General features: G+C 58.7%; 26 protein-coding genes and 1 tRNA gene. 12 read left to right on the plus strand and 15 right to left on the minus strand.

Translation table 11 applies throughout. The features are described 5' to 3' along the window. Window positions 1–21 precede the first annotated feature (21 nt). The 5 genes from OSJ75_RS06555 to OSJ75_RS06575 form a co-directional block, all read right to left on the minus strand. A complete protein-coding gene (locus tag OSJ75_RS06555) occupies window positions 22–444 on the minus strand; it encodes a metallopeptidase family protein (RefSeq protein WP_250016337.1) in 423 nt (140 codons plus the stop codon). A gap of 97 nt (window positions 445–541) precedes the next feature. Continuing rightward, window positions 542–736: a Trm112 family protein gene (locus tag OSJ75_RS06560; RefSeq protein ID WP_267227300.1), complete on the minus strand. Its 195-nt coding sequence runs from the start codon at window positions 734–736 to the stop codon at window positions 542–544. 10 nt (window positions 737–746) lie between these two features. After that, window positions 747–1,409, minus strand: coding sequence for an LON peptidase substrate-binding domain-containing protein (locus OSJ75_RS06565; protein ID WP_250016333.1), 663 nt, complete (start codon window positions 1,407–1,409; stop codon window positions 747–749). A 32-nt stretch (window positions 1,410–1,441) separates the two neighbouring features. Then, window positions 1,442–2,416 (minus strand): thioredoxin, encoded by a 975-nt coding sequence (trxA, locus tag OSJ75_RS06570; protein WP_267227301.1) that lies wholly within the window; start codon window positions 2,414–2,416, stop codon window positions 1,442–1,444. 54 nt (window positions 2,417–2,470) lie between these two features. Further along, window positions 2,471–2,980 (minus strand): prolyl-tRNA synthetase associated domain-containing protein, encoded by a 510-nt coding sequence (locus tag OSJ75_RS06575; RefSeq protein ID WP_250016329.1) that lies wholly within the window; start codon window positions 2,978–2,980, stop codon window positions 2,471–2,473. Between the two features lie 191 nt (window positions 2,981–3,171). Between OSJ75_RS06575 and OSJ75_RS06580 the strand changes: the two genes are divergently transcribed. Further along, window positions 3,172–3,246 (plus strand) — tRNA-Gly (locus tag OSJ75_RS06580). Window positions 3,247–3,390: 144 nt separating this feature from the next. After that, window positions 3,391–4,434 carry a DNA polymerase III subunit delta gene (gene holA / locus OSJ75_RS06585; protein ID WP_267227302.1) on the plus strand — a complete coding sequence of 348 codons (1,044 nt, stop codon included), beginning with the start codon at window positions 3,391–3,393 and terminating at the stop codon, window positions 4,432–4,434. Window positions 4,435–4,458: 24 nt separating this feature from the next. On the opposite strand, the gene OSJ75_RS06590 is transcribed toward holA, so the two are convergent. From OSJ75_RS06590 to mnmE, 5 genes are all read right to left on the minus strand, one after another. After that, window positions 4,459–5,337, minus strand: a complete 879-nt coding sequence (locus tag OSJ75_RS06590; protein WP_267227304.1) for a ParB/RepB/Spo0J family partition protein — start codon at window positions 5,335–5,337, stop codon at window positions 4,459–4,461. Window positions 5,338–5,373: 36 nt separating this feature from the next. Continuing rightward, the gene (locus OSJ75_RS06595; RefSeq protein ID WP_250016266.1) at window positions 5,374–6,162 is read right to left on the minus strand and encodes a ParA family protein; all 789 of its coding nucleotides are present in this window, start codon (window positions 6,160–6,162) and stop codon (window positions 5,374–5,376) included. A 45-nt stretch (window positions 6,163–6,207) separates the two neighbouring features. Next, window positions 6,208–6,837 (minus strand): 16S rRNA (guanine(527)-N(7))-methyltransferase RsmG, encoded by a 630-nt coding sequence (rsmG, locus tag OSJ75_RS06600; RefSeq protein ID WP_267227305.1) that lies wholly within the window; start codon window positions 6,835–6,837, stop codon window positions 6,208–6,210. Beyond that, a complete protein-coding gene (mnmG, locus tag OSJ75_RS06605; RefSeq protein ID WP_267227306.1) occupies window positions 6,834–8,720 on the minus strand; it encodes a tRNA uridine-5-carboxymethylaminomethyl(34) synthesis enzyme MnmG in 1,887 nt (628 codons plus the stop codon). Before mnmG ends, rsmG begins: the two co-directional genes overlap by 4 nt. 116 nt (window positions 8,721–8,836) lie before the next feature. Then, the gene (mnmE, locus tag OSJ75_RS06610; protein ID WP_267227307.1) at window positions 8,837–10,150 is read right to left on the minus strand and encodes a tRNA uridine-5-carboxymethylaminomethyl(34) synthesis GTPase MnmE; all 1,314 of its coding nucleotides are present in this window, start codon (window positions 10,148–10,150) and stop codon (window positions 8,837–8,839) included. 79 nt (window positions 10,151–10,229) lie between these two features. Between mnmE and OSJ75_RS06615 the strand changes: the two genes are divergently transcribed. After that, on the plus strand, window positions 10,230–12,242 hold the full coding sequence (locus OSJ75_RS06615; protein WP_267227308.1) for a thioredoxin domain-containing protein: 2,013 nt from the start codon (window positions 10,230–10,232) through the stop codon (window positions 12,240–12,242). Here the strand turns inward: OSJ75_RS06615 and rho are convergent. The 3 genes from rho to hemE form a co-directional block, all read right to left on the minus strand. Further along, window positions 12,239–13,504: a transcription termination factor Rho gene (gene rho, locus OSJ75_RS06620; RefSeq protein ID WP_250016236.1), complete on the minus strand. Its 1,266-nt coding sequence runs from the start codon at window positions 13,502–13,504 to the stop codon at window positions 12,239–12,241. The two genes, OSJ75_RS06615 and rho, sit on opposite strands and share 4 nt — an antisense overlap. A 196-nt stretch (window positions 13,505–13,700) precedes the next feature. Further along, window positions 13,701–14,234 (minus strand): protoporphyrinogen oxidase HemJ, encoded by a 534-nt coding sequence (gene hemJ / locus OSJ75_RS06625; RefSeq protein WP_267227309.1) that lies wholly within the window; start codon window positions 14,232–14,234, stop codon window positions 13,701–13,703. A gap of 23 nt (window positions 14,235–14,257) precedes the next feature. Then, window positions 14,258–15,280 (minus strand): uroporphyrinogen decarboxylase, encoded by a 1,023-nt coding sequence (gene hemE, locus OSJ75_RS06630; protein ID WP_267227310.1) that lies wholly within the window; start codon window positions 15,278–15,280, stop codon window positions 14,258–14,260. 410 nt (window positions 15,281–15,690) lie between these two features. Here hemE and OSJ75_RS06635 point away from each other — a divergent pair, with 410 nt between their 5' ends. The 5 genes from OSJ75_RS06635 to dnaQ all read left to right on the plus strand — a co-directional run bounded on the left by OSJ75_RS06635 (window position 15,691) and on the right by dnaQ (window position 19,351). Continuing rightward, the gene (locus OSJ75_RS06635; RefSeq protein ID WP_250016230.1) at window positions 15,691–16,524 is read left to right on the plus strand and encodes a pyruvate, water dikinase regulatory protein; all 834 of its coding nucleotides are present in this window, start codon (window positions 15,691–15,693) and stop codon (window positions 16,522–16,524) included. Between the two features lie 5 nt (window positions 16,525–16,529). After that, window positions 16,530–17,123, plus strand: coding sequence for a Maf-like protein (locus OSJ75_RS06640; RefSeq protein WP_267227311.1), 594 nt, complete (start codon window positions 16,530–16,532; stop codon window positions 17,121–17,123). Beyond that, window positions 17,116–17,958: a shikimate dehydrogenase gene (locus OSJ75_RS06645; protein ID WP_267227312.1), complete on the plus strand. Its 843-nt coding sequence runs from the start codon at window positions 17,116–17,118 to the stop codon at window positions 17,956–17,958. The genes OSJ75_RS06640 and OSJ75_RS06645 overlap by 8 nt, the downstream gene beginning before the upstream one ends. Continuing rightward, a complete protein-coding gene (gene coaE / locus OSJ75_RS06650) occupies window positions 17,955–18,551 on the plus strand; it encodes a dephospho-CoA kinase (RefSeq protein ID WP_267227313.1) in 597 nt (198 codons plus the stop codon). The genes OSJ75_RS06645 and coaE overlap by 4 nt, the downstream gene beginning before the upstream one ends. A gap of 92 nt (window positions 18,552–18,643) precedes the next feature. Next, window positions 18,644–19,351, plus strand: a complete 708-nt coding sequence (dnaQ, locus tag OSJ75_RS06655; protein ID WP_267227314.1) for a DNA polymerase III subunit epsilon — start codon at window positions 18,644–18,646, stop codon at window positions 19,349–19,351. A gap of 69 nt (window positions 19,352–19,420) precedes the next feature. Here the strand turns inward: dnaQ and secB are convergent, their stop codons facing one another. Both secB and OSJ75_RS06665 read right to left on the minus strand, forming a co-directional pair. After that, the gene (gene secB / locus OSJ75_RS06660) at window positions 19,421–19,927 is read right to left on the minus strand and encodes a protein-export chaperone SecB (protein ID WP_250016210.1); all 507 of its coding nucleotides are present in this window, start codon (window positions 19,925–19,927) and stop codon (window positions 19,421–19,423) included. Between the two features lie 118 nt (window positions 19,928–20,045). Continuing rightward, entirely contained in the window at window positions 20,046–20,534 is a 489-nt protein-coding gene (locus OSJ75_RS06665) for an FxsA family protein (RefSeq protein ID WP_250016207.1), read from the minus strand. Window positions 20,535–20,709: 175 nt separating this feature from the next. Between OSJ75_RS06665 and OSJ75_RS06670 the strand changes: the two genes are divergently transcribed. From OSJ75_RS06670 to OSJ75_RS06685, 4 genes are read left to right on the plus strand one after another with little or no spacing between them, the layout of a single operon-like run. Continuing rightward, window positions 20,710–21,405, plus strand: a complete 696-nt coding sequence (locus tag OSJ75_RS06670; RefSeq protein ID WP_267227315.1) for a Tim44/TimA family putative adaptor protein — start codon at window positions 20,710–20,712, stop codon at window positions 21,403–21,405. Window positions 21,406–21,426: 21 nt separating this feature from the next. Beyond that, window positions 21,427–22,524, plus strand: coding sequence for a murein transglycosylase A (locus tag OSJ75_RS06675; RefSeq protein WP_267227316.1), 1,098 nt, complete (start codon window positions 21,427–21,429; stop codon window positions 22,522–22,524). After that, the gene (locus OSJ75_RS06680; protein WP_267227317.1) at window positions 22,521–23,072 is read left to right on the plus strand and encodes a Smr/MutS family protein; all 552 of its coding nucleotides are present in this window, start codon (window positions 22,521–22,523) and stop codon (window positions 23,070–23,072) included. The genes OSJ75_RS06675 and OSJ75_RS06680 overlap by 4 nt, the downstream gene beginning before the upstream one ends. Then, window positions 23,069–23,443, plus strand: a complete 375-nt coding sequence (locus OSJ75_RS06685; RefSeq protein WP_267227318.1) for a helix-turn-helix domain-containing protein — start codon at window positions 23,069–23,071, stop codon at window positions 23,441–23,443. Before OSJ75_RS06680 ends, OSJ75_RS06685 begins: the two co-directional genes overlap by 4 nt. Window positions 23,444–23,454 lie beyond the last annotated feature (11 nt).

Below are 23,454 nucleotides of genomic sequence, written 5' to 3' on the forward strand. Positions count from 1 at the left end.
TGCCTGTTCCCGGAACGGGCTTTAGTCGACGCTGGCTTCGATGCGCTCCATCTCATCGTCCGACAGGCCGAAATGATGGCCGATTTCATGAATCAGCACATGGGTGACGACGTCACCCAGTGTCTCTTCATATTCCGCCCAATAATCGAGAATTGCACGGCGGTACAGCGTAATACGGTTGTTCTGTTGCCCCGTCTGCAGTGAGAAGCGCTCGCCTATTCCCGTGCCCTCGAACAGGCCAAGAAGCTCGAACGGGGATTCAAGCCCCATGTCTTCAACCACCTGGTCATCCGGAAATTCCGAGATCTGCATGGTGATATCGCCGCAAAGCTCGCGGAAGCTCTCAGGCAGATGCGCATAGGCTTCGATGGCCAGCGATTCGATTTCGGCAAGTGAGGGGGAAAAACGATTGGCCCAGTCGGCCGTCTGATTGCTTCTCGCCATGGCTTCTCCCGTTGAACTCGCACCGGCCCAGGCTGCTGCCGACCGGTATCGCGCTCATATAGTCATTAATTCCCGTCCGTGCGAGCCCGCTCCGCGCTCAACCCTCGAGCTGGCGGGCCTCGGAAGGCAGCATGATGGGGATGCCGTCACGAACGGGATAAGCGAGCCGCGCCTTTTCCGAGACCAGCTCGGATTTCTCCGCATCATAGGTCAGGTTGGCCTTGGTCAGCGGGCACACCAGCAATTCCAGCAGCTTCCGGTCAATTCCGATCTCGCGATTTTTCTCGGCCATGCGGATAATCCTACTGCAATCCGGATTCATAGTCATCCTGGTCTTTGGCCAGGGCGATCTCGGTGATGGCGATCAAAGTTTCGGCGCGGGTCTTCAAATCCGCCGCCTCGAGCAGCGCCTGCTTCTCGGCCGCGCCGAATGGCGACATCATGGCAAGGGCATTCACCAGGGTCTCGTTGCCGGCGCGCGATATGCCGTCCCAATCCGCTTCGAGATTGTTCGCATCGAGGTAGGCACGAAAAACCCGCAGCAGCGCCGTCCGGTCCACATCCCTGTCATCGGCTTCGTCGAGGTCGGCACGGAAGGGCGCTATCTTGCACTGACGGAACGGCGTCCTGACCGAGAGTTCCTTGGTAACGCGAAACCGGCATATGCCCTGCAGGGTGATCAGAACGCGGCCATCGCCCGTCTCGGCGAAAGACGTTATGCGGCCGAGACAGCCGATCTCGCTCAAGGCACTGTCATCGTCGCCGTTCTGGTCGAGCCGAGGCTGGATCATGCCGATCACGCGCTTGGTTGCCAGGGCGGTATCCACCATGGCCAGATAGCGAGGCTCGAAAATATTCAGCGGCAATTGACCGCCGGGTAACAGCAGCGCGCCGGCGAGCGGGAAGATCGGGACGACATCCGGAACGTTCTCCAGCGTGCGATAGCGGACATTTCCTGCTTGCATTGCCTGCTCCCGGTTGTTGTGCTGGACCTCGCTCAAGAAAACAAGAGAGATGAAAGCTTGCGACGCGCCGCAAGCGACGACGGATCGCCCGCCCCCCAGGCATCGAAGAATTGCAGCAATTGCTTGCGCGCGCCATCATCGTTCCAGCCACGATCCGCCTTCATGATGGCAAGAAGATGATCGGCCGCCTCGTCCCGCCGGCCCTGCGCATTGAGGATCATCGCGAGATCATAGCGTGCCTGGTGATCGGCGGGATTTGCCGCCAGGCGTGCTTCCAGAGGCTTCGGATCGCCAAGCTGCGCCACCTGCGCCGCAAGGGCGATCCGCGCCTCGGCCGCCCTTACATCCGCATTCGATCGGGCGGCGTCCGGCACCCGGTCGAGGGTCTCTCGCGCTGCTTCCACGTCGCCGGCTTCGACGAGACAGGTCGCGAGCCCGGCCAGCCCGCCGGCATGATCCGGTATTTCCGCGAGCACGGCAGAATATATCTGCCCTGCCTGTTCGAAATCGCCTGCATCCAATGCCTGCCGTGCGGCTTCAAGCGCCGAGTTTACGGCTTCGTCACGCCCGCCATCGGGAGATGCGAGGCGGTTGATGAATTCGGTCACCTTCGATTCCGGCAAGGCGCCCATGAACCCATCCACCGGCTTGCCGTCGACGAAGGCAATCACAGCCGGAATCGACTGTATGCCGAGCTGGCCGGCAATGGCGGGATGATCGTCGATGTTCATCTTGACGAGCTTGACCCGGCCAGCCGAGCCATTGACCGCCTTTTCCAGGATCGGCGTCAGCTGTTTGCAGGGACCACACCAGGGAGCCCAGAAATCAACGAGGACCGGCTGGTTCTTCGATTCCGCGATGACGTCCTTCGAGAAGCCCGCCGTGGTCGTATCCTTGATCAGATCGCCGCCGCCGGAGGACACCTGCGCGCTCGACCCAAAGGAAACAGTCGTGGTGGAAGGCGTGGCGCCATAGCCGCTACCGAAGGGGTTGTTCGTATTGCTCATTAAACTCTCCGTCCTCAACTATGCGTCAGCATCCCGCCTCTGCTGCCAATGCCTTCAGTTCGGTTCTTTTGCGCCGATTTTCAAGATCAACGGCTCATGGCCGGTGGCTTCGAGAAAGCGCAAAAGGTCCTTTGGCTTGATCGAGGTCGTGGCCTCGTTGGTCAGGGGATGCGAATTGATCACCTCTTCTGCCATGATATCCTGATCGAGCACTATTTTCACCCGGTGGCCTTCGTCATTTATGGCGCCCAGGACGCTGACCGAACCCGGCGTCAGGCCAAGATATTCCATCAGCTTTTCCGGCTTTCCGAAAGATACCCGACTGGCGGCACCGATCTGGCCATGGATCGATTTCAGGTCGATCTCGGCATCTTCATCGACGGTCAGCAGGAAATATTGGTCCTTCTTGTCCTTGAGGAACAGGTTCTTGGTGTGCGCACCGCTGATCTGCCCGCGCAACGCCTGTGCCTCGGCAACGGTGAACACGGGCGGATGCTGTATCGTCGACGTCTGGATATCGAGCTTTGTCAGGAAGTGCATGAGATCGTCAGAAGTTTTGGGCATAAGCATCTCCAGCCTTGATGGACATAGCGGGTCAGATCATGTCTCGTAGCGGCTCGGACTTTGCGCCTCAACCCGGCAGCCGGCAAAATCGCTAAAATTTCAGCTTATCCTTCGTAAGTGCAATTTTCCCTGTTGCATTTGGTCAGCGCTTGGGTCATATAGGCCCCGCTTCGCAAGACAGACTGGTGCATGCGGGAGTAGCTCAGGGGTAGAGCACAACCTTGCCAAGGTTGGGGTCGTGGGTTCGAATCCCATTTCCCGCTCCAGTTGTCCGAAGATCAAAAGGCCCGGTTCTACCGGGCCTTTTTGCATTTCAGTCCGGCATTCAGATTGCACGCCCCTGCACATGAGCTGGCGCTTGGTGGATAAAACCGATTCCTGTCGGGCTGCGAATGCGCTAAACCTGCGGCATGTCACAAAAGAAAGCCCACGAAGTAGAATCCTTTCTCAAGCGGCTGGATCGCAGCTACCCGATCGTGCTGATTTATGGACCCGACAAGGGCATGGTCAGCGAGAGAGCCGAGCGATTCATCGAGCTGACCGGGTTGGCCAAGGACGACCCCTTCGCCGTGATCCGCCTTGATGGCGACGCCATACAAGCGGAACCCGGCCGGCTTGCGGACGAAGCGAATACAATTTCGATGTTTGGCGGCGATCGTCTCATCTGGGTGCGCAATGCGCAGGGGCAGAAGGCACTCGCCGACGTCGTCGCCACGCTGGCCAAGGATCCGCCACCAGATACATTCATTCTGATCGAGGCTGGCGACTTGAAAAAAGGTGCTGGCCTGCGCGGCGTTGTCGAACAGAGCGCGAGCGCCATGGCCCTGCCCTGTTATAGCGACGACGCGCGCGGCATCGACGCCACGATCGACGAGATGCTGACGCGATACCGCCTGCAGATCACGCTCGATGCGCGCACGCTGCTGAAGGAAAGCCTGGGCGGAGACAGGCTGGCCACCCGGGCCGAGCTTGAGAAAATCTGCCTTTACGCCCATGGCCGCGAACGGATAGGTGTCGAAGACGTGCGCGACATTATCGGCGATGCCAGTGCGGTCTCGTTCGATACGATCGTCGATGCCATGCTTGTCGGGAATATCGGCGATTTCACTCGAACCTTCGACAAGGTTATCAATGTCGGCTCGTCCAGTTTCATGGTGCTAAGCGCCGCAATCCGGCAATTCCAGACGTTACAAACGTTACGTTACGGCATGGAAGTCGGTGGCGCCAACGCCGCATCGGCCGTTGCCGGCGCCCGCCCGCCGATATTCTTCGCGCGCAAGAAGCTTGTTGAGACGGCTCTGCAGCGCTGGACGACGGCATCTTGCGGACGGGCGCTGCAACGACTGCAGAAGACCGTATTGGAGAGCCGCCGCAACGCCGCGCTCGCCATCCCGATTATCCGGCAGACCATGATTGCTCTTACAGCCGAGGCCGCGCGCGCCGGTCGACGTTGATCGGCTCGGCGTTGGTCGGCGGCGTCAGCTCTGCAGGCGCCGGCAGATTTCGTCCAGCTGTTCCAGCGTCGTGTACTGGATGCGCACGTCGCCGCCCTTGTTCTTATGGTTAACGCTTACTTGCATTCCCGTCACGTCGGACAGCAGCTTCTCCAGCGCCTGCGTATCGGCATCCTTTTCACGCTCGGCAGCCCTTTGCCCGGAGGCGGGCTTGCCGCCCTCGCCCTGGGCCAGCGCCTCGGCCTGACGCACAGACAGCCCATCGCGGATAATCTTGTTCGCCAGGCCCGACGGGTCCTCCGCAGTGATCAGCGTTCGCGCATGGCCCGCCGACAGCGAACCGTTGGTGATCAGGTCGCGCACCGTTTCAGGCAATTTCAACAGACGAAGAGTATTGGCGACGTGGCTTCGGCTCTTGCCGATCACCTGGGCCAGATCCGCCTGCGTGTACTCGTGTTCATCGATAAGTTGTTGATATCCCATGCCTTCTTCAATCGGATTGAGATCTGCACGCTGAACGTTCTCGATAATCGCAAGTTCCAGCGCGACGCGATCGTCCACCTCGCGAATGATTACTGGAATAGCCGCCAAACCCGCACGCTGCGCCGCCCGCCAACGACGCTCGCCAGCGATCAGCTCAAAGCGATCTGGACTGCCGGCGACCGGGCGCACGACCACGGGTTGCACGATTCCATGTTCCCTGATCGAGTGCGTGAGATCCTCAAGATCACCTTCGGTGAACAGACGCCGCGGATTGCGCGGATTGCGCGAAATGAACTCTATGGGAATTTGCCGATCCATGGTTGCAACCGGGGCGACTTTTTCCTCCGGCACCCGGTCCATCTCGCCGATCAAGGCAGCCAAACCCCGCCCGAGACGCTTTTTCGACAGATCTTCGTTCATAGTCCCATGCCCTGTTATGTTTCGTTATCGAATCGATCAAGCAGCTCGCAAAAGCCGCTCTCGCTGAATGACTTCTGATGCCAACTGCAGATATGCCTGGCTGCCGGCGCATTTCAGATCATACAAAATCGCCGGGATGCCATAGGAAGGCGCCTCCGAGACGCGGACATTGCGCGGAATCACGGTCTTATAGACCTTGTCGCCCATGAAGGAGCGAACATCTTCAACAACCTGCGTGGCGAGGTTGTTGCGGCCGTCATACATGGTCAGTACGATACCCTGAATCGTCAGTGCCGGATTCAATGCCGCCCTGACCTGCCCCACCGTTTCGAGCAATTGGCTCAAACCCTCGAGCGCAAAAAACTCGCACTGCAACGGCACCAGCACGGAATCCGCAGCTGACATGGCGTTCATCGTCAACAGATTGAGCGACGGCGGACAATCGATCAGAATATAGCTGAAAGGAAGAGATCCGGTCGTAAACGCCCGCCGCAGCCGTGTCGCACGATCGCTGGCGCTGGCGATCTCCATCTCCACGCCGAGAAGATCAAGCGTCGACGGAATAAGCGACAGGCTCGGAACCGCGGTTGCGACAGCAGCCTCCATGACGGAAGCTTGCTGCATCAGAACGTCATAGGACGAAATCGCGCGCGCTTTCCTGTCTACACCCAATCCGGTGCTCGCATTGCCCTGAGGATCAAGGTCCACGATCAGCACCTTCTCGCCAATTGCGGCCAACGCCGTTGCGAGATTGATGGCCGTTGTCGTCTTACCCACCCCACCCTTCTGGTTCGCTATGGCTATTATGCGCGTCTCGCGGCTCATGATCTGTTCCTGAACTGACTTCTATCGCTGTCGATATCGGTTGCTCTAATAGCGCTGGACATTCGAAATCTGCAGAATGACAGAATCTTGGTCGATTGCGCTTCTATGTTCTACCAGATCGAAGGTCCATGCGTCACGACATTCATCGATCTCTCGCCTGTAATCCCGGCCTTTTTGAAACAGCGCCGTAGCGCCAGCAGCCAACCAGGGCTGCGCAAGCCGCAAAAGGTCGTTTAAGGAAGCCAGCGCGCGTGCCGTAATGATGTCCGGATCCTTGATAAGCGAGGCCGTATCTTCGATTCGTTGGGCATGAACCGTAGCTGGGGCACGGAACTGCCCAAGCGCCGTACGCAGAAACGCCGCTTTCTTCATATTGCTCTCGACGAGGTCGATATGGCGGCCATCATGGGCCTTCAATATCAGAGCAAGGACTATCCCGGGAAAGCCACCACCCGATCCGAGATCGAGCCAGCGCTGGGCGCCAGGCGCTAGACTGAAGAGCTGGGCGCTGTCGAGGATATGGCGCGACCAAAGTTGATCAAGCGTGGCTGGAGAAGCTAGATTGATCGATTTCGACCACTTCTGAAACAGCGCTTCAAATGCGATCAGATCGGCCAGTGTTTCACGTGAAACATCAGGCACCACATCCCGTAGCTCGGCCAGACGATCGCTCACGCGACGTTCCTGTGGCTGGTTTCCGCCTTGCGTATCTGAGCGATGATAAGGGCAAGCGCCGCCGGCGTCATACCGTCGATACGTTGTGCCTCGCCGATCGAACGTGGTTGACGCGTTGCCAGCTTGTGCTTCAGTTCATTGGATAGACCGGCGGTGTTAGCGAAATCCAGTCCATCCGGAATCGCCAACCGCTCGTCCCGTTCCATTGCCGCGACGTCACTTTGCTGCCGGTCCAGGTAAACGGCATATTGCGCTTCGATCTCCAGCGCTGCCATGGTTTTGGCGTCAATGGAACCTAGCTCCGGCCACAGGCCGATCAGACGTTCGCCATCGATATCCGGAAATGCCAAAAGCTCATAGGCTGAACGGCGCACGCCATCACGGTTCAAATGCACGCCAGCCGCAGCCGCTGTATTCGGGGTAGCGGTAAGCGACTTGGCCAAAGCCCGTGCCGCGGCGAGCTTGTCGGTCTTCTCCGTGAAGCGCGCAGCGCGATCGCTGCCGAGAATCCCCCATGCCGCCGCCTGCGGCGTCAGACGTTCATCCGCATTGTCAGCACGCAGTGAAAGACGGAATTCCGCACGTGAAGTAAACATGCGGTAGGGCTCGCTGACGCCACGAGCCGTCAGATCATCCAGCATGACGCCAATATAGGCCTGCGTACGCTGCACAATGATTGTGTCCGCAGTTCCGGCAACCCGCGCTGCATTGAGCCCGGCAATGATGCCCTGCGCCGCCGCCTCCTCATAACCCGTGGTACCATTGATTTGCCCAGCCAGGAACAGTCCGGGTAATTTGCGAGTCTGGAGATCCCGGTTCAGTTCTCTCGGGTCGACGTAATCATACTCAATAGCGTAGCCGGGCTGAAGCATGGTAGCCTGTTCCAGACCTGGAATCGTCTTCAGCAAAGCGAGCTGAGCATCCTCGGGCAGGGAGGTTGAAATACCGTTCGGGTAGACCGTGTGGTCGTCCAGCCCCTCCGGCTCCAGGAATATCTGGTGACCGTCGCGATCGCCAAACTTGACGATCTTGTCCTCGATAGAAGGACAGTAACGCGGACCAATGCCTTCGATCGAACCGGAATACATTGCCGACCGATGCAGATTGTCGCGAATAACCGCATGGCTCGCCGCCGTCGTGCGAGTGATACCGCAATCGATTTGCGGGTTGGTGATCCTGTCAGTCATCAGCGAGAACGGCACCGGCGACTCATCTGCCGACTGTACATCAAGGCCTGCCCAGTCAATGGTCCGCCCGTCCAGCCGCGGCGGCGTACCGGTTTTCAAACGCCCTAGCGCGAAACCAAACCTTGCCAGCGTATCCGATAGGCCAAGGGCAGGAGCCTCGCCCATGCGCCCAGCCGGCATCTTCTTCTCGCCAATATGGATCAGGCCACGCAGGAATGTGCCCGTCGTCAGAACGACAGAACGACAGCGCAGTTGCTGCCCATCGAGCAGTCGAATGCCGGTGAGGCGATCCTGTTCGACAATGAGATCATCCGCGCTACCTTCCACAATCGTCAGATTGGGTTGCTGTGAGATCGCGTCCTGCATGGCAAGTCGATACAGCTTGCGGTCAGCCTGCGTTCGCGGACCCCGCACCGCCGGGCCTTTGCGCCTGTTCAACAGGCGAAACTGAATGCCGGCCGCGTCAGCAACACGGCCCATGAGCCCGTCAAGTGCATCGATCTCGCGAACAAGGTGGCCCTTGCCCAAGCCGCCAATCGCGGGATTGCAGGACATGACGCCGATTGTATCGCGGCGCTGTGTGACCAACGCCGTGCGCGCACCGAATCGGGCAGCTGCAGCGGCTGCCTCACAGCCCGCGTGGCCGCCACCGATTACTATGACGTCAAAAGAGGTTTCCACAGCGGCGACTCTCATATTGCTTGAATGGCTGTCTACATGGGCAAAATGCCGTGTTGAGTCAAGCCCGACGCATATGTTTCACGTGAAACACAAGGCTCGTTTTGCCCGCCTGCAGCAATGTTTCACGTGAATCATTTTCCGATACAGAACTGGGAGAACACCACATCAAGAATGTCTTCCACGCCTATATCACCGGTGATCCGTCCCAAGGCGTGCGATGCACGCCGGAGATACTCGGCTCGTACCTCCAGCGGCGCGGACACTGCACTCACCGCTTCTTCGATTTCACTCAATGTTGATGCCAGGAGATCGAGATGCCGGCGCCGTGTCGGCAGGGGGTCCGTCAGATTTCCCGCTGCCGCAACTGCGTGATTGGTAATCCGTGTTATCAGTTCATCCATCCCGTGGCCGGTCCGTGTCGAGACAACCATATCATAGAGGGTGTTCGGACTCTTCGTTGCAAGGTCGTCCTTTGTGCCGATCCGGATCAGGGGATTGGCGAGCGACGCCATATCGACTGCGAGCGGATCGACGCTATCGAACAATACAAGTCGGAGGTCCGCCTCAGCGGCGCGGCTCTGCGCGCGCTCAATGCCAATGCGCTCAACCTTGCCCGTGGTCTCACGCAAGCCGGCCGTGTCCGTGATGATCGTCGCTACGCCATCCAGGTCAAGCCGAACTTCGATCAGGTCGCGTGTGGTGCCCGCTTCATCCGAGACGATAGCAACCTCCGATCCGGCCAGCGCGTTGAGCAGACTGGATTTACCGGCATTGGGGGCGCCAAGTATGACGATCCGATATCCATCACGTATGACTGAACCCCGCCTGCCGCTTTCAATGTGAGCTTTGACCCGAGCGCCCAAACCATCGAGCGATTGCCAGACTTGCTCGGAGACAGAACCCGGAACATCGGCCTCATCGGCAAAATCAAGTTCAGCTTCGATCAGCGCGCGGGCGCGAAGCAGTTCTTCGCGCCAGCCGGCATAGAGTTCAGCCTGCGCACCCGAGGCCAGTAGCAAGGCTAGGCGGCGCTGGCTCTCTGTTTCAGCTGCGATGAGATCCGCAAGGCCTTCGGCGGCGGTGAGGTCGAACTTTCCGTTGGCATAGGCGCGGCGACTGAATTCGCCGGCCTCCGCTAGCCGGCAATGGGGTACTGCTTGCAGTGCGACGAACATTGCTTCGACCACGGCCGCGCCACCATGGAGATGGAACTCTGCGCAGTCCTCACCGGTGAAACTGTGTGGACCCGGGAAAAATAGTACCAGCCCCTTGTCGAGGATGTCGCCATTTCCGTCACGGAAAGTGCGCAGAACGGCCTTGCGCGGCTCCGACAGGTTACCGGAAATTGTTTCGACTACGAATCGAGTCTGGGGTCCGGAAACCCGGATGACAGCGACACCGGCAGGTACTCGTCCGCTCGATAGGGCGAAAATTGTCTCATCCATGGGATATTGGCCGTGCTTCAGAAGTTAACAAAGTGTTGATAGACTGCATTGGCGGATTCTGGAAGCGACGGAGCGGAAAATGTACCCCGAGGCAAATCTACTGGGCGATGAGTCGAGTCCCTATCTGCGCCAGCATGCGGATAACCCCGTCTATTGGCGAGCTTGGGGGCGGAATGCTCTCGACGAGGCGAGGGACACGGGTAAGCCGATCTTGCTGTCCGTCGGCTACGCGGCCTGCCATTGGTGCCATGTCATGGCGCATGAGTGTTTCGAAGACCTTGAAGTTGCCGAACTCATGAACCGACATTTCGTCAATGTGAAGGTGGATCGCGAAGAGCGGCCCGATATCGATCAGATCTACATGGCGGCGCTGGGCGCCATGGGCGAGCAGGGCGGATGGCCGCTGACAATGTTCCTCACGCCTGACGCCGGACCATTCTGGGGCGGCACCTATTTCCCCAAGACCTCGCGCTACGGTCGACCGGGCTTCATGGATATTCTCGCATCCATCCACCGCGTCTGGCAGAGCGACAAGCAGAAGATCACCAATAATGTGACCGCGCTGACGCGGCATCTTCAGGCCAACCTCGCTGTGGAAGCGGAGCCGGGCACACTTGATCCGGAAATATTCGACCAGTTCGCCGCAAACATATTCGCTGCCATGGATACCGAGAAGGGCGGTTTGCGGGGCGCGCCGAAGTTTCCCAATGCCCCGTTCATGGACACTTTGTGGCTATCCTGGTTACGCAACGGCGATCGCCAGCATCGCGACGCTTTCCTTGCCAGCCTCGGCACGATGCTGCAAGGCGGCATATATGACCATCTCGGAGGCGGGCTCTCGCGCTATGCGGTGGACGATCGCTGGCTCGTCCCGCATTTCGAAAAGATGCTGTACGACAACGCCCATATGATCCGCCACGCGCTCTGGGCCTTCGACGCCACAGGAGATGAATTGTTCCGCCGGCGAATCGAAGAGACTGTCGAATGGTTACGGCGAGAAATGCTGATCGATGGCCGGTTCGCTTCCAGTCTTGATGCCGATAGCGAGGGCGAAGAAGGCAAGTTCTACTGCTGGAGCGCCAAAGAAATCCCTGATTCCCCGGAATTTACCTTGTTTCGGGAGATTTATGACGTGACGCCGGAAGGTAATTGGGAGCACAAGACAATCCTCAATCGCCTGGCAGCAGGCTCCGCCTATTGCCCTGAACTGGAGCAGCAGCTGGAGCCCATACGGCGGCAATTGTTCGAAATCCGCGAGAAGCGCGTGCATCCTACAAGGGACGAAAAGGCGCTCACCGATTGGAATGGGCTGATGATCCGGGCGCTCGCCGAGGCGGGCAGGGCGTTGGAACAACCCGACTGGGTGTTGCTGGCACAAACGGCCTATGATCAAATCCGCGCCTCGATGAAGGATGGGCGCGTGCCCCATTCCGTGCTCGGGGAATCGCGCTTGTTTCCCGGCCTGTCATCCGATTATGCCGCCATGATCAATGCAGCCGTGTCGCTTTACCAGGCAACATTCGAGGAAGATTATATTGCCGAGGCAGCGCAATGGTTGGATATATTGAATGCCGATCATCGGACGGGCCCCGACGAATATAGTTTCAGCGCCGCACGCGCCGATGACGTGATCATCCGTATTCGCGGCGACCAGGATGAAGCGATATCCAGCGCAACGAGCCAGATCATCGAGGCGTTGACCAGGTTGGCCATTGCCGGCGGCAATACCGATCTGCTGGAGCAGGCGGAGCGGGTGGCAGCGAAGGCCGTTGGGCGGGTGCTGCACCAGCGCTACGGACAGGCCGGCATCCTGAACAGCGCGAGCCTGCTTCTCGAGCCTATCAAGCTCGTGCTCGTCACGCCGACCAAGGACCATGAATTGGTGCAAGCTGCCGCGCGAATGGTTGATCCGCGCCGGACCGACATCTGGGTCGAATGGCAGCATGAACAGGCCATAGAACTTATACCGGGTGGTGGCGCCATAGCCATAGAAAAACCCGCGGCATATCTTTGCCGCGGGTTCTCATGTCTTCCACCGGTTGCCAGCGCAGGGGAGCTTGAAGAGCTCCTGCAGCAACGTCGCCCCGGCTAGGTATTCATCGAGTCGAAGAATTCGCCATTGGTCTTCGTCTGCTTGAGCTTGTCGATGAGGAACTCGATGGCGTCCGTCGTGCCCATCGGCGCAAGAATACGGCGCAAGACGAAAATCTTCTGCAGGTCCTGGCGCGGAACGAGCAGGTCTTCCTTGCGCGTACCGGATTTGAGAATATCCATTGCCGGGAAGATGCGCTTGTCCGCAACCTTGCGGTCGAGCACGATTTCAGAATTGCCGGTACCCTTGAATTCTTCGAAGATCACTTCGTCCATGCGGCTGCCGGTATCGATCAGCGCCGTTGCGATGATAGTGAGCGAGCCGCCTTCCTCGATATTGCGCGCTGCGCCGAAGAAGCGCTTGGGGCGCTGCAGCGCATTGGCGTCGACACCACCCGTCAATACCTTGCCCGATGAAGGAACGACCGTGTTGTAGGCGCGGCCAAGGCGCGTGATCGAATCGAGGAGGATAACCACGTCGCGGCCATGCTCGACCAGGCGCTTCGCCTTCTCGATCACCATTTCGGCCACTTGCACGTGGCGAGAGGCAGGCTCGTCGAAGGTGGAGGAGACGACCTCGCCCTTAACCGAACGCTGCATGTCCGTCACTTCTTCCGGCCGTTCGTCGATCAGGAGGACGATGAGGTAGCATTCCGGATGATTGGCGGTGATGGAATGGGCGATATTCTGGAGCAACACGGTCTTACCCGTGCGTGGCGGGGCGACGATCAGACCGCGCTGGCCTTTGCCCAGAGGAGCGACAAGATCGATGACGCGGGCCGAAAGGTCCTTGGTCGTCGGGTTTTCCAGCTCCATCTTGAAACGCTCGTTCGGATAGAGCGGCGTAAGATTGTCGAAATGGATCTTGTGGCGGATCTTTTCAGGGTCTTCGAAATTGACCGTATTGACCTTCAGTAGTGCGAAATAGCGTTCGCCTTCCTTGGGGCCGCGAATGGGACCTTCGACCGTATCGCCGGTCTTCAGCGAAAAACGCCGGATCTGCGAGGGAGAAATATAGATGTCATCGGGGCCAGGGAGATAGTTTGCATTGGCGGAACGCATGAAGCCAAAGCCATCCTGCAGAATCTCGACCACGCCTTCGCCGATGATTTCGACCTCTTGCGAGGCCAGTTTCTTGAGTATCGCAAACATCAGTTCCTGTTTGCGCATCACGCTGGCGTTCTCCACCTCCAGCGATTCGGCGAACGCCAGAAGGTCCACCGCTGTCTTGTTTTTTAGTTCTTGTAGTTTCATTTCCTGCATGTGTGCGGAACTCTGATTTCTATGAGATTGATTGGGGGAGGGAAATGACAATGCCTGAATGCGGTGCCATTCGGGCGAATGGCGATATTACCACGGCGGTATTTCCGTAAGGAGAGGCCCTATCTAACCAATCATGAATAGGAGGGCAAGGGATTTCATGACTGGATTTGATAGACGATGCAATATTAGTAATGAATCAAAATGGCCTAATGATGACCATGATGACGATGACGACCATGAGCAATGCCGGCACCTCGTTCATCATCCGCCAGAAGCGCTGCGATTTCTCGTTTTTGTCGGCAGCGAACAGGCGCACCGACTTGGTGAAAAATCCGTGCAGTCCCGACAGTAGCAGGACCGCCAGGAACTTCACGTGGAACCAGCCATCCTGATAGGCGGCGGTATGCCAGGCCAGCCAGAGGCCCGCCAGCCATGTCACGCCCATGGCCGGATTGATAATGGCCTTCAGCAGCCTGTTCTCCATCACCTTGAAGGTTTCAGATTGGGCCGATCCGGGCTCCGCCGCGCAATGATAGACGAAAAGCCGCGGCAGATAGAGCATGCCGGCCATCCATGAAATGACGGCGACCACATGCAGCGCCTTCACCCATAGATATGACTGATCCGGATAGAGAAAGACGAAGATGATCGCAATGACCGCAACAGCTGCGGCGATGATCCGCGGCAGGGCAGGCACCTTCGCATCATCTCTTTTCACTTCATCAGCCATCGTCTCTCTCCCTTGTGAATATCTCAACGCGCCTGGCGAACGCGGTTCACCAATTGCTCCACATGGGCCAGCGGTGCGTCCGGCGTTATACCATGTCCGAGATTGAAGATGAGCGGACCGTTGCCGAGCTCCGACATGATCCGATCGACACCTTCATCGAGCGCCTGCCCCCCGGCAACGACGCGCAATGGGTCGAGATTGCCTTGCACGGCTCCGCCGGCCTGCAGTTTGGACGCAAAGGAAAGCGGCACCGACCAGTCGAGCCCCAGCGCGGTCACTCCGGTTCGCTGCCTATAATCCGTGTAGAGCATGCCCGCACCCTTGGGAAAGCCGATGATCGGCACCTCCGGATGCGACTTCCGCACCCTTGCGACGATATCGGCAACGGGTTTAACGCAATATCGCTCGAAACAATCCTCGTCGAGCACACCGGACCATGAATCGAATATCTGGACCGCATCGGCACCGGCATCGATCTGCCGGATCAGATATTCGGCCGAAACTTCCACGATCACCTGCAGCAGCTTTTCGAACACGTCCGGATGACGATAGGCGAACAGGCGTGCCGGCGCCTGGTCGGGCGTTCCATGACCGGCGATCATATAGGTCGCAACGGTCCAGGGCGCCCCGCAGAAGCCGAGCAGCGTGGTTTCCGCAGGCAGTTGCTGGCGCAGCAGCCGGACCGTCTCGTAGACCGGCTCCAGCCGATCAGCTGCGCCCTTGGCTTCGAGCCAGAATATGCCGTCCGTGTCGATCGGCGTCATCAGTGGACCACGGCCTTCCTCGAACCTCAGGTCGCGACCGAGCGCATGCGGAACCACCAATATATCCGAAAAGAGGATGGCTGCGTCGAAGCCGAAGCGACGTATCGGCTGCAAGGTAACCTCGACTGCAAGATCGGGAGAATAACAAAGGTCGAGGAAACTTCCGGCCGTCTTTCTTACCTCCCTGTATTCGGGGAGGTATCTTCCTGCCTGCCTCATCATCCAGATGGGTGGGGGATAGACGGTTTCGCCCTTAAGGACTTGCATCACTTTCCGGACCATTTCCCTCTCCCCGTCCTTCTTTTAAAAAAGAAATTTAGATCTATTTCGGATTTTCTGATTCTTAGAGTCTGTTAGTTGTGGGAATTAACACATTGCCGCGATTTTCCCACACCCATCCGATTTGCCATCGTGACGGGATAAAGGCAGGATGCAAACGCATGCTTTGTTGATATTGGCATAAAAACAAATAAAAACAATAATATGCTGCAATAGACCATGTGGATGATACTGGGGATCAGTTGTGAATGGCAGACGATAAGTCGCAACTATCCACATAGTTCATCGGACCCCGGCAATGGTTCCACAGCAGCGGTCATTGTGGATGACTTGCCAACAATCCACATGGCTGCCATCACTTGGGGATTATCCCGACTTTTCTCCACAGCTCTCAACAGGAGCAAAAGAATTCTGTGACCAAGGCGATCAGCTACTTCCATCTTCACATGATTTCTGACGCCACGGGTGAGACTCTCATTGCGGCGGGGAGGGCAGCCGCGGCGCAATATGCGCATGCGCGGGCGATCGAACATATTTACCCCCTCATCCGCACCGAGAAGCAGATCAGGAAAGTCCTGGAGAACATCGATGCGGAGCCGGGAATCGTACTCTACACGATCGTGGATCAACGGCTGGCCGCATTGATCGACGAGAATTGCAGCCAGCTCGGCGTTCCCTGCGTGTCCGTGCTCGAGCCCGTGCTTGCCACCTTTCAATCCTATCTCGGAACCCCGGCCGGCCGGCGCGTGGGCGCCCAACATGTGCTCAACGCCGAATATTTCCGCCGCATCGATGCGCTCAATTTCACGATGGAGCATGATGACGGCCAATTGCCGCCGGATATCGAGGAAGCGGACGTCATCCTGATCGGCATTTCCCGCACGTCCAAGACGCCGACGAGCATCTATCTCGCCAATCGCGGGGTGAAGACCGTCAATGTGCCGATCGTCATCGGCGTTCCGATGCCTGAAGCCATCATATCGGCAAAAAGGCCGCTGATCGTGGGACTCGTGGCGTCGGCGGAACGGATATCGCAGGTTCGCCAGCACCGTATTTTAGGCGCAACGCAGGGATTTGACGCCGATAGCTATCTCGACAGGGCGAATATCATCGAAGAACTCGCCTATGCGAGGCAGATCTGCCACCGGCACAATTGGCCGACGATCGACGTTTCCCGTCGGTCGATAGAAGAAACAGCTGCCGCTGTTCTCGCACTCCGAACCCAGGCGGCATCGCAACAGGGATAGAAACAATGGCTATCATCTTGGCGTCGAAAAGCCCTTTTCGCGCGCTCCTCCTCAAGAATGCCGGTGTCGAATTCACCGGGCAATCGGCAAATATCGATGAGCGGGCCGTCGAGGCGCCGCTTTATGACAGTGGTGCATCGCCGGAAGATGTCGCCCTTGTTCTGGCGGAAGCGAAGGCACTCGATGTCAGCGAAAGCAATCCCGGCGCATTGGTCATCGGTTCCGACCAGACCCTTTCGCTGGATGACGAGGTACTGCACAAGCCTGCCGACATGGAGGCGGCCCGGCTTCAATTGCTGAAACTGTCCGGAAAGACGCATCACCTGAACAGCGCGGTTGTCATAGCCCGAGACGGCCAGACCTTGTGGCGGCACGTCGCGGTGGCGCGGATGACGCTGAGGGAACTCGATCCGGGATTTATCGGCAGACATCTCTCCCGCGTCGGCGAAATAGCACTTCAAAGCGTCGGCGCCTATCAGTATGAGGGGGAAGGTGTTCAATTGTTCAAGAGCGTCGAGGGTGACTATTTCACCATCGTCGGTCTTCCCCTGCTGCCGTTGCTTGCTGAATTGCGCGAACTAGGAGCCATTGATGGTTAAGGCTTTCGTCACCGGATTTCCGATCCGGCATTCCCGTTCCCCAATCATCCACGGCTATTGGCTGAAGCAGCATGGCATAGATGGCAGCTATCAGGCGATTGAAGTCGCGCCGGAAGGCTTTGCCGATTTTCTCGCCAGCCTGGAACCGAATGGCTACATCGGCGGCAATGTCACACTTCCCCATAAGGAAAGGGCATTCGACCTGTGCGAAAAGCGTGACGGCGCCGCGGAGGAAATCGGTGCCGTGAACACATTATGGTTCGAGAACGGCCAACTTGTCGGCGGAAATACCGATGCTTTTGGCTTTCTCGCCAATCTGGACGCATCGCAGCCCGGATGGGACAAACGAGAATCCGCGCTCATTCTCGGTGCCGGCGGCGCGTGCCGTGCCGTCATCTACGGTCTGAAACAGCGGGGATTCTCGGAAATCCATGTGGCCAACAGGACATTGTCGCGCGCGCAGGAACTCGCCGACAGGTTCGGCCCCACCGTCACGCCACATGAATGGGCAGCGGTTTCCGAGCTCCTCGGCCAGGCGGACATGATCGTCAATACGACCTCGCTCGGCATGGAAGGCAAGGAAGCGTTCACCCTCGACATTTCACCGGCCAGAAAGGACGCGCTGGTTACCGATGTCGTCTATATTCCGCTTGAAACGCCGTTCCTGCGTGCCGCCCGAGCCCATGGGCTGGTGACGGTGGATGGCCTCGGCATGCTCCTGCATCAGGCGGTATTCGGATTCGAACATTGGTTTGGCATCAGGCCCGTCGTCACGGACGAACTGCGCAATATCGTCCTCGCCGACATGGCGAACAGCGGCAGCCGGCCAAAATGATCGTTCTCGGCCTCACCGGCTCGATCGGGATGGGAAAATCCACCACGGCGCAGATGTTCCTCGACGAAGGAATACCGGTCTATTCTGCCGATGATGCCGTGCATCGGCTTTATTCGGGCGCGGCGATTCCGTTGATCGAAGCGGAATTCCCCGGGACGACAGGGCCGGATGGCGTCGATCGAAAGAAGCTTGCTCAACGTGTATTGGGTAATCCCGACGCCTTGAAGCGGCTCGAAGCGATAATCCACCCGCTGGTGCAGCGACAGGAACAGGAGTTTCGCGAGCAGGCAAGGAGCGCCGGGGAAAAGCTGATCGTCCTCGACATCCCACTGCTGTTCGAGACAGGCGCACGCGGACGTGTCGACAAGGTGCTCGTCGTTACGGCACCGGCGGACGTGCAGCGGCAACGCGTTCTGGCGCGGCAGGACATGGACGAAGAGAAACTGAATTCCATTCTGGCGCGGCAGATGCCCGATGCGGAGAAGCGCGCCAGGGCGGATTTCCTCATCGATACCAGCAAGGGAATGGCGGAAGCGCGCAATGCCGTGCGCGTACTGATAAAATCCCTGGTGGATATCGACGGAGACGTCTGACGCGAGGCGAATTGGCCGTTAAGCTTGCAGCAGCCGCACGATCCGGATTAAAGCATCGGACGGAAAGGCAAAGCGGCGGTCCAGGAGCAACGATGCGCGAGATCATATTCGATACCGAAACCACAGGCCTTGATCGGCTCGATGACCGGATTATCGAAATCGGCGGCGTCGAACTCGTCAACCGCTTTCCAACCGGTCGATCATTCCACGTCTATATCAATCCGGACGGCCGCATGGTGCATGCCGAAGCCCTTGCCGTGCACGGTATCGGCAATGACGTCCTCATGGACAAGCCCGTGTTTGCCGGGATCGTCGACGAATTCCTCGAATTCATCGATGGCGCCAAGCTCGTGGCCCATAATGCGACGTTCGACATGGGCTTCATCAATGCTGAACTGAACAGGCTCGGCCATCCCGCGATCACGAGCGACCGGGTCGTCGATACGCTGGCACTGGCCAGGCGGAAGCATCCGATGGGCCCGAACTCCCTCGATGCGCTCTGCCGCCGTTACGGCATCGACAACAGCCATCGCACCATGCACGGCGCCTTGCTGGATTCGCAATTGTTGGCGGAAGTTTATATCGAGCTGATCGGCGGCAAGCAGACTGCTCTCGGCCTCACGGTTGCCGAACAGCCAGGAAACTGGAGCGAAACCGGCCAGGCCAGCGCGATTGTCCTGTCACAACGGCCAGTTTCGCTTCCACCGCGTCTGACCGAAGCCGAACGCCTCGCCCATGCCGCACTGGTGGACAGGCTGGGAGAGAAGGCATTGTGGAAGGCGCGCCTTGCCGCAGTATGAAAAAACCCGGGTCGATGCCCGGGTTTGGTTTTAGCGCGATCCGGAAATTCCGAAGCTTCGTCAAGCCGTTCAGCTGACCTGAGCCTTGGTCTGTTCTTCGGCCATGCGCTGCTGGAACATCTGCGCAAAATCGATCGGATCGATCATCAGCGGCGGGAAGCCGCCATTGCGGGTCGCCTCGGCGATGATCTGCCGCGCAAACGGGAAGAGCAGGCGAGGGCATTCGATAAACAGCAGCGGAAGCATGTGCTCCTGCGGGAAGCCCTCGAGGCGGAACACACCGCCATAGACCAGTTCCACGTTGAACAGGACATCCTTGCCGTCGGCAGCCTTGGCCGAAAGCGTAAGCACGACGTCGAAATCGGTCTCCGCAATCGGATTGGCGTTGACGTTCACATTGATGCTGATGCCCGGGGCCTTTTCGCGCGGACGCAGCGACAAGGGCGAGCCGGGGCTCTCAAAGGAAAGATCCTTTACGTACTGAGCCAGAATGTTCAGCGTCTGCTGTTGAACCGATCCATTCCCATTGGTCGCTTCGCTGCCGTTCTCGGCCTTTTCGTCAGGCTGTTGAGCCATTGTCTGGAAACCTTCTTCTGTTGCACCCGCCGCGGCGGCTCTCAAAGTGAATGAAGGCTGGCTAGCATGTGTGGTGGGACGAGGCAAGCCGCCGGCTCTAATCCCATCGTACCATGTGCTATTCGTCGGGCTTCCAGGGCGAGCGTGGATTCGGGTCGCTATTATAGTCGTCGGGGTTGAGGTCTATGACCCGGTCACGGCCATTGGAGGGGCCGGCGGACGGGCGTGCGCCGCCGCGCCTCATGCCGTCCACCACGACGATCCGGTCGCTGACAAGGCGCCAGCCGATTTCGCGTATGGCGGGAATGAAGAGAAGCAGCCCGATTATATCGGTAATGAATCCCGGAATGATCAACAGCAGGGCCGCGATGAACAGCATTACGCCATGGACGAGCTCGCGACCTGGCGTGCGGCCCGCCGCCGCTTCCTGGCGTATCCTCTGGATCAGGCCGAAACCCTGAAAACGCAGGAGAAAGACACCGACAAACATTGAGAGTATGATGAGGCCAAGTGTTGGCAGGACACCGATCTCGCTGCCGACGACTATAAAGCCGGCGATCTCGAGAAAAGGAAGCGCCAGCAGAAACAGGGGAATGAACGATCGCAAACGAATTTACCTTTCCAGGCGCATAAGGCCTATTTGCCATAGCCGATATGGATTTCGTGCCTATATAGGTATCAAGAAGAGTATTTGTATGATTGTGTTTGGCAATCTATATGTTTTTGGTATTTCGGCGGAGATCGAAAACCGGAAATGAACAGCTGGATGAATGGCAGGCGACATGGAATATCTGGACTTTGGAACAATCTTCTTCTTCGTGGCGGCAGTGGTCATTTTCCTGCAGCTGCGCAAGGTCCTTGGCCGTCGCACCGGAAATGAACGTCCGCCGTTCAATCCCTATTCCCGCACAGCCGAGGTCGAGGACAATGGCAAGGCGCTGGACAATGTGGTCTCGCTTCCGCGCCGGGGCGAGCAGAAGGAAAATCCCTTCGAGCGCATCGATGCGGCGGCGAAGCCCGGCACGCCGGTGAATGACGGGTTGCGGGCGATCGCCACTGCCGATCCGGGCTTCGATCCGGACAAGTTCATCGAAGGCTCCAAGATGGCCTATGAGATGATCGTCATGTCGTTCGCCGATGGCGACCGGAAGACGTTGAAATCCTTGCTGTCGCGAGAGGTGTTCGATGGCTTCGTGTCGGCCATTGCCGATCGCGAGTCGCGCGGCGAGAAGGTGCAATCTTCCTTCGTCGGCATCAACAAGGCGGATATAATCGGCGCCGAGTTGAAGGGCAATGAGGCGCATGTGACGGTTCGTGTCGTCAGCGAGCTCATCTCCGCAACGCTCGACAGGGAAGACAATGTCATCGACGGCGACAAGGAAGCCGTTGTCGAGGTCAAGGATGTCTGGACGTTTGCCCGGGATGCCCGGTCGAAGGATCCCAACTGGAAACTCGTCGCGACCGAAGCAGAAGAATAGCTCCGCCGGAGCCGAAGAACCATGCTTTCACCCGTGTTCAACCCGGTGGAATTCAGCGAGTGTCCGGGGTGGGGCGCGGACAGGCAACTTGCGGCCTTCACGGCGTTTCGCCGCTCGGCCCATCAGATATTGAACAAGCCCTACAGATCCGGTGCGCTCGGAATAAGCCTCGCCGCCCTTGAACCCGCCTTCGCTGATTCACGTGAAACATCGATCCGCACCGATGCCGAAGCGCGCGCCTTCTTCGAAAAATGGTTCGTCCCGGCGCGCATCATTACCGAGCAGCCGGGCTTCGTGACGGGTTATTACGAGCCGGAACTGGCCGGTTCGCCGGTTCGGACGGAACGGTTTAACGTTCCGCTGCTCGCTCGCCCCGCCGATCTCGTCGATGTCGATGACGACAATCGACCGCAAGGCCTCGATCCCTATTTCGCCTTCGCCCGCCGCAGCACGGACGGCGTGCTGGTGGAATATTTCGACCGCCGGGCGGTGGATCAGGGCGCGCTCGCCGGACGGAGGCTCGAACTCGTCTTCGTCGAAAGCAAGGTCGATGCCTTCTTCATCCATGTTCAGGGGGCGGCAAGGCTGACAATGCCCGATGGCAGCCTGCGACGGTTCACCTATGCGGCCAAGACCGGCCACCGCTTCACCGGCATCGGCCGGATATTGATCGATCGGGGCGAAATTGCACCGGACGATATATCCATGCAGTCCATCCGCGCCTGGCTCGCGGCTCATCCGGAGCAGGTTGACGACCTTCTGTGGAACAACCGGTCCTATATTTTCTTTCGCGAAGCGCCGGTGGACGACCCATCGCTGGGCCCTGTGGCCGCAGCCAAAGTGCCGCTGGAGCCCGGGCGTTCGCTCGCGGTCGACCGCCTGCTCCATACATTCGGCACACCCTTCCATATCCATGCTCCCGATTTGCGGGCATTTGGCGGAGAGCCTTTCTCGCGCCTCATGATCGCGCAGGATACGGGTTCCGCGATCGTCGGTGCAGCCAGGGGCGACCTCTTCGCCGGTTCCGGCGATGGGGCCGGCGAGATCGCCGGCGGCATACGCCACGAGGCGGATTTCTATGCGCTGGTCCCGCGCTCGCTTGTGGCGAATCGCCGATGAGACGGAAGCCGGCCGCTACGGTCACCTTGGAGGACCGCATTCTTTGGGAAACGGTTGCGCGCACGGCGCGGCCGCTGAAGGGCCGCAAGCCTACAGCGCTGGTCACCGATGAGGAAAAGGCGGAGGCAGCCGAGAAGATTGCGGTTCCGCAAAAGCCAAGCGACCCCGCGGCATCACAGCCCGCCGGCCAGCCGCCTAGATCATTGGGCCTTCACCCTATAGATCGCCCGACGCACAAGAAGATCGCCAAGGGACGGCTCGTCATCGAAGCTCGTATCGATCTCCATGGCCTGACCCAGAGCGCGGCCCATGGCCTGTTGCTCGATTTTCTACAGCGCGCGCATCATCGCCGGCTGCGGCATGTGCTCGTCATCACCGGGAAAGGCTCGTCCTTCGGCAGCGATGGCATTCTGCGGCAAGCGGTGCCGATCTGGTTCAGCACACCGCTTTTCCGCCCTCTGGTCAGCGGTTACGAGGATGCGGCGCGAAACCATGGCGGTTCGGGCGCGATCTATGTGCGCATTCGCAAGCAAGCGGAGGCTCCATGACTCCATTCGGCAAGAGATTGCGGGATTTGCGCGCTGAGCGCGGCATCTCGCAAAAGGAAATGGCCAAGGCCATCGGCGTTTCGGCAGCCTATCTCTCGGCGCTCGAACATGGCCGCCGCGGTCAGCCGACATGGGACAAGCTGCAGCGGATCATCCTCTTTTTCAATATTATCTGGGATGAGGCCGAGGAACTGATCCATCTTGCCATGATTTCGCAGCCCAAGGTCGTGATCGACACCGGCGGACTGTCGCCCTCCGTGACCGAGCTTGCAAATCTGCTGGCGGCGAGAATTGGTGACCTCGATCCGGACACGATCGACAGCATGATCACCAAACTGAAATCGCTGCCGGAGCGGCGCAGGGCTTCCTGAGCCGACTTTGC

Origin of the sequence: Phyllobacterium sp. 0TCS1.6A, assembly GCF_026420825.1 — a bacterium.
Classification (GTDB): Bacteria; Pseudomonadota; Alphaproteobacteria; order Rhizobiales; family Rhizobiaceae; genus Phyllobacterium.

Bases quoted from the DNA above. Each gene is read 5' to 3' on its own strand.
- OSJ75_RS06645 (WP_267227312.1), top strand. From the start codon at position 17,116: ATGGTTAAGGCTTTCGTCACCGGATTTCCGATCCGGCATTCCCGTTCC.
- OSJ75_RS06670 (WP_267227315.1), top strand. From the start codon at position 20,710: ATGGAATATCTGGACTTTGGAACAATCTTCTTCTTCGTGGCGGCAGTG.
- OSJ75_RS06640 (WP_267227311.1), top strand. From the start codon at position 16,530: ATGGCTATCATCTTGGCGTCGAAAAGCCCTTTTCGCGCGCTCCTCCTC.
- hemE (WP_267227310.1), bottom strand. From the start codon at position 15,280: ATGGTCCGGAAAGTGATGCAAGTCCTTAAGGGCGAAACCGTCTATCCC.
- OSJ75_RS06685 (WP_267227318.1), top strand. From the start codon at position 23,069: ATGACTCCATTCGGCAAGAGATTGCGGGATTTGCGCGCTGAGCGCGGC.
- OSJ75_RS06575 (WP_250016329.1), bottom strand. From the start codon at position 2,980: ATGCCCAAAACTTCTGACGATCTCATGCACTTCCTGACAAAGCTCGAT.
- OSJ75_RS06680 (WP_267227317.1), top strand. From the start codon at position 22,521: ATGAGACGGAAGCCGGCCGCTACGGTCACCTTGGAGGACCGCATTCTT.
- mnmE (WP_267227307.1), bottom strand. From the start codon at position 10,150: ATGGATGAGACAATTTTCGCCCTATCGAGCGGACGAGTACCTGCCGGT.
- hemJ (WP_267227309.1), bottom strand. From the start codon at position 14,234: ATGGCTGATGAAGTGAAAAGAGATGATGCGAAGGTGCCTGCCCTGCCG.
- secB (WP_250016210.1), bottom strand. From the start codon at position 19,927: ATGGCTCAACAGCCTGACGAAAAGGCCGAGAACGGCAGCGAAGCGACC.
- OSJ75_RS06675 (WP_267227316.1), top strand. From the start codon at position 21,427: ATGCTTTCACCCGTGTTCAACCCGGTGGAATTCAGCGAGTGTCCGGGG.
- holA (WP_267227302.1), top strand. From the start codon at position 3,391: ATGTCACAAAAGAAAGCCCACGAAGTAGAATCCTTTCTCAAGCGGCTG.
- OSJ75_RS06595 (WP_250016266.1), bottom strand. From the start codon at position 6,162: ATGAGCCGCGAGACGCGCATAATAGCCATAGCGAACCAGAAGGGTGGG.
- trxA (WP_267227301.1), bottom strand. From the start codon at position 2,416: ATGAGCAATACGAACAACCCCTTCGGTAGCGGCTATGGCGCCACGCCT.
- OSJ75_RS06565 (WP_250016333.1), bottom strand. From the start codon at position 1,409: ATGCAAGCAGGAAATGTCCGCTATCGCACGCTGGAGAACGTTCCGGAT.
- coaE (WP_267227313.1), top strand. From the start codon at position 17,955: ATGATCGTTCTCGGCCTCACCGGCTCGATCGGGATGGGAAAATCCACC.
- rho (WP_250016236.1), bottom strand. From the start codon at position 13,504: ATGCAGGAAATGAAACTACAAGAACTAAAAAACAAGACAGCGGTGGAC.
- dnaQ (WP_267227314.1), top strand. From the start codon at position 18,644: ATGCGCGAGATCATATTCGATACCGAAACCACAGGCCTTGATCGGCTC.
- OSJ75_RS06555 (WP_250016337.1), bottom strand. From the start codon at position 444: ATGGCGAGAAGCAATCAGACGGCCGACTGGGCCAATCGTTTTTCCCCC.
- mnmG (WP_267227306.1), bottom strand. From the start codon at position 8,720: ATGAGAGTCGCCGCTGTGGAAACCTCTTTTGACGTCATAGTAATCGGT.
- OSJ75_RS06615 (WP_267227308.1), top strand. From the start codon at position 10,230: ATGTACCCCGAGGCAAATCTACTGGGCGATGAGTCGAGTCCCTATCTG.
- OSJ75_RS06590 (WP_267227304.1), bottom strand. From the start codon at position 5,337: ATGAACGAAGATCTGTCGAAAAAGCGTCTCGGGCGGGGTTTGGCTGCC.
- OSJ75_RS06560 (WP_267227300.1), bottom strand. From the start codon at position 736: ATGGCCGAGAAAAATCGCGAGATCGGAATTGACCGGAAGCTGCTGGAA.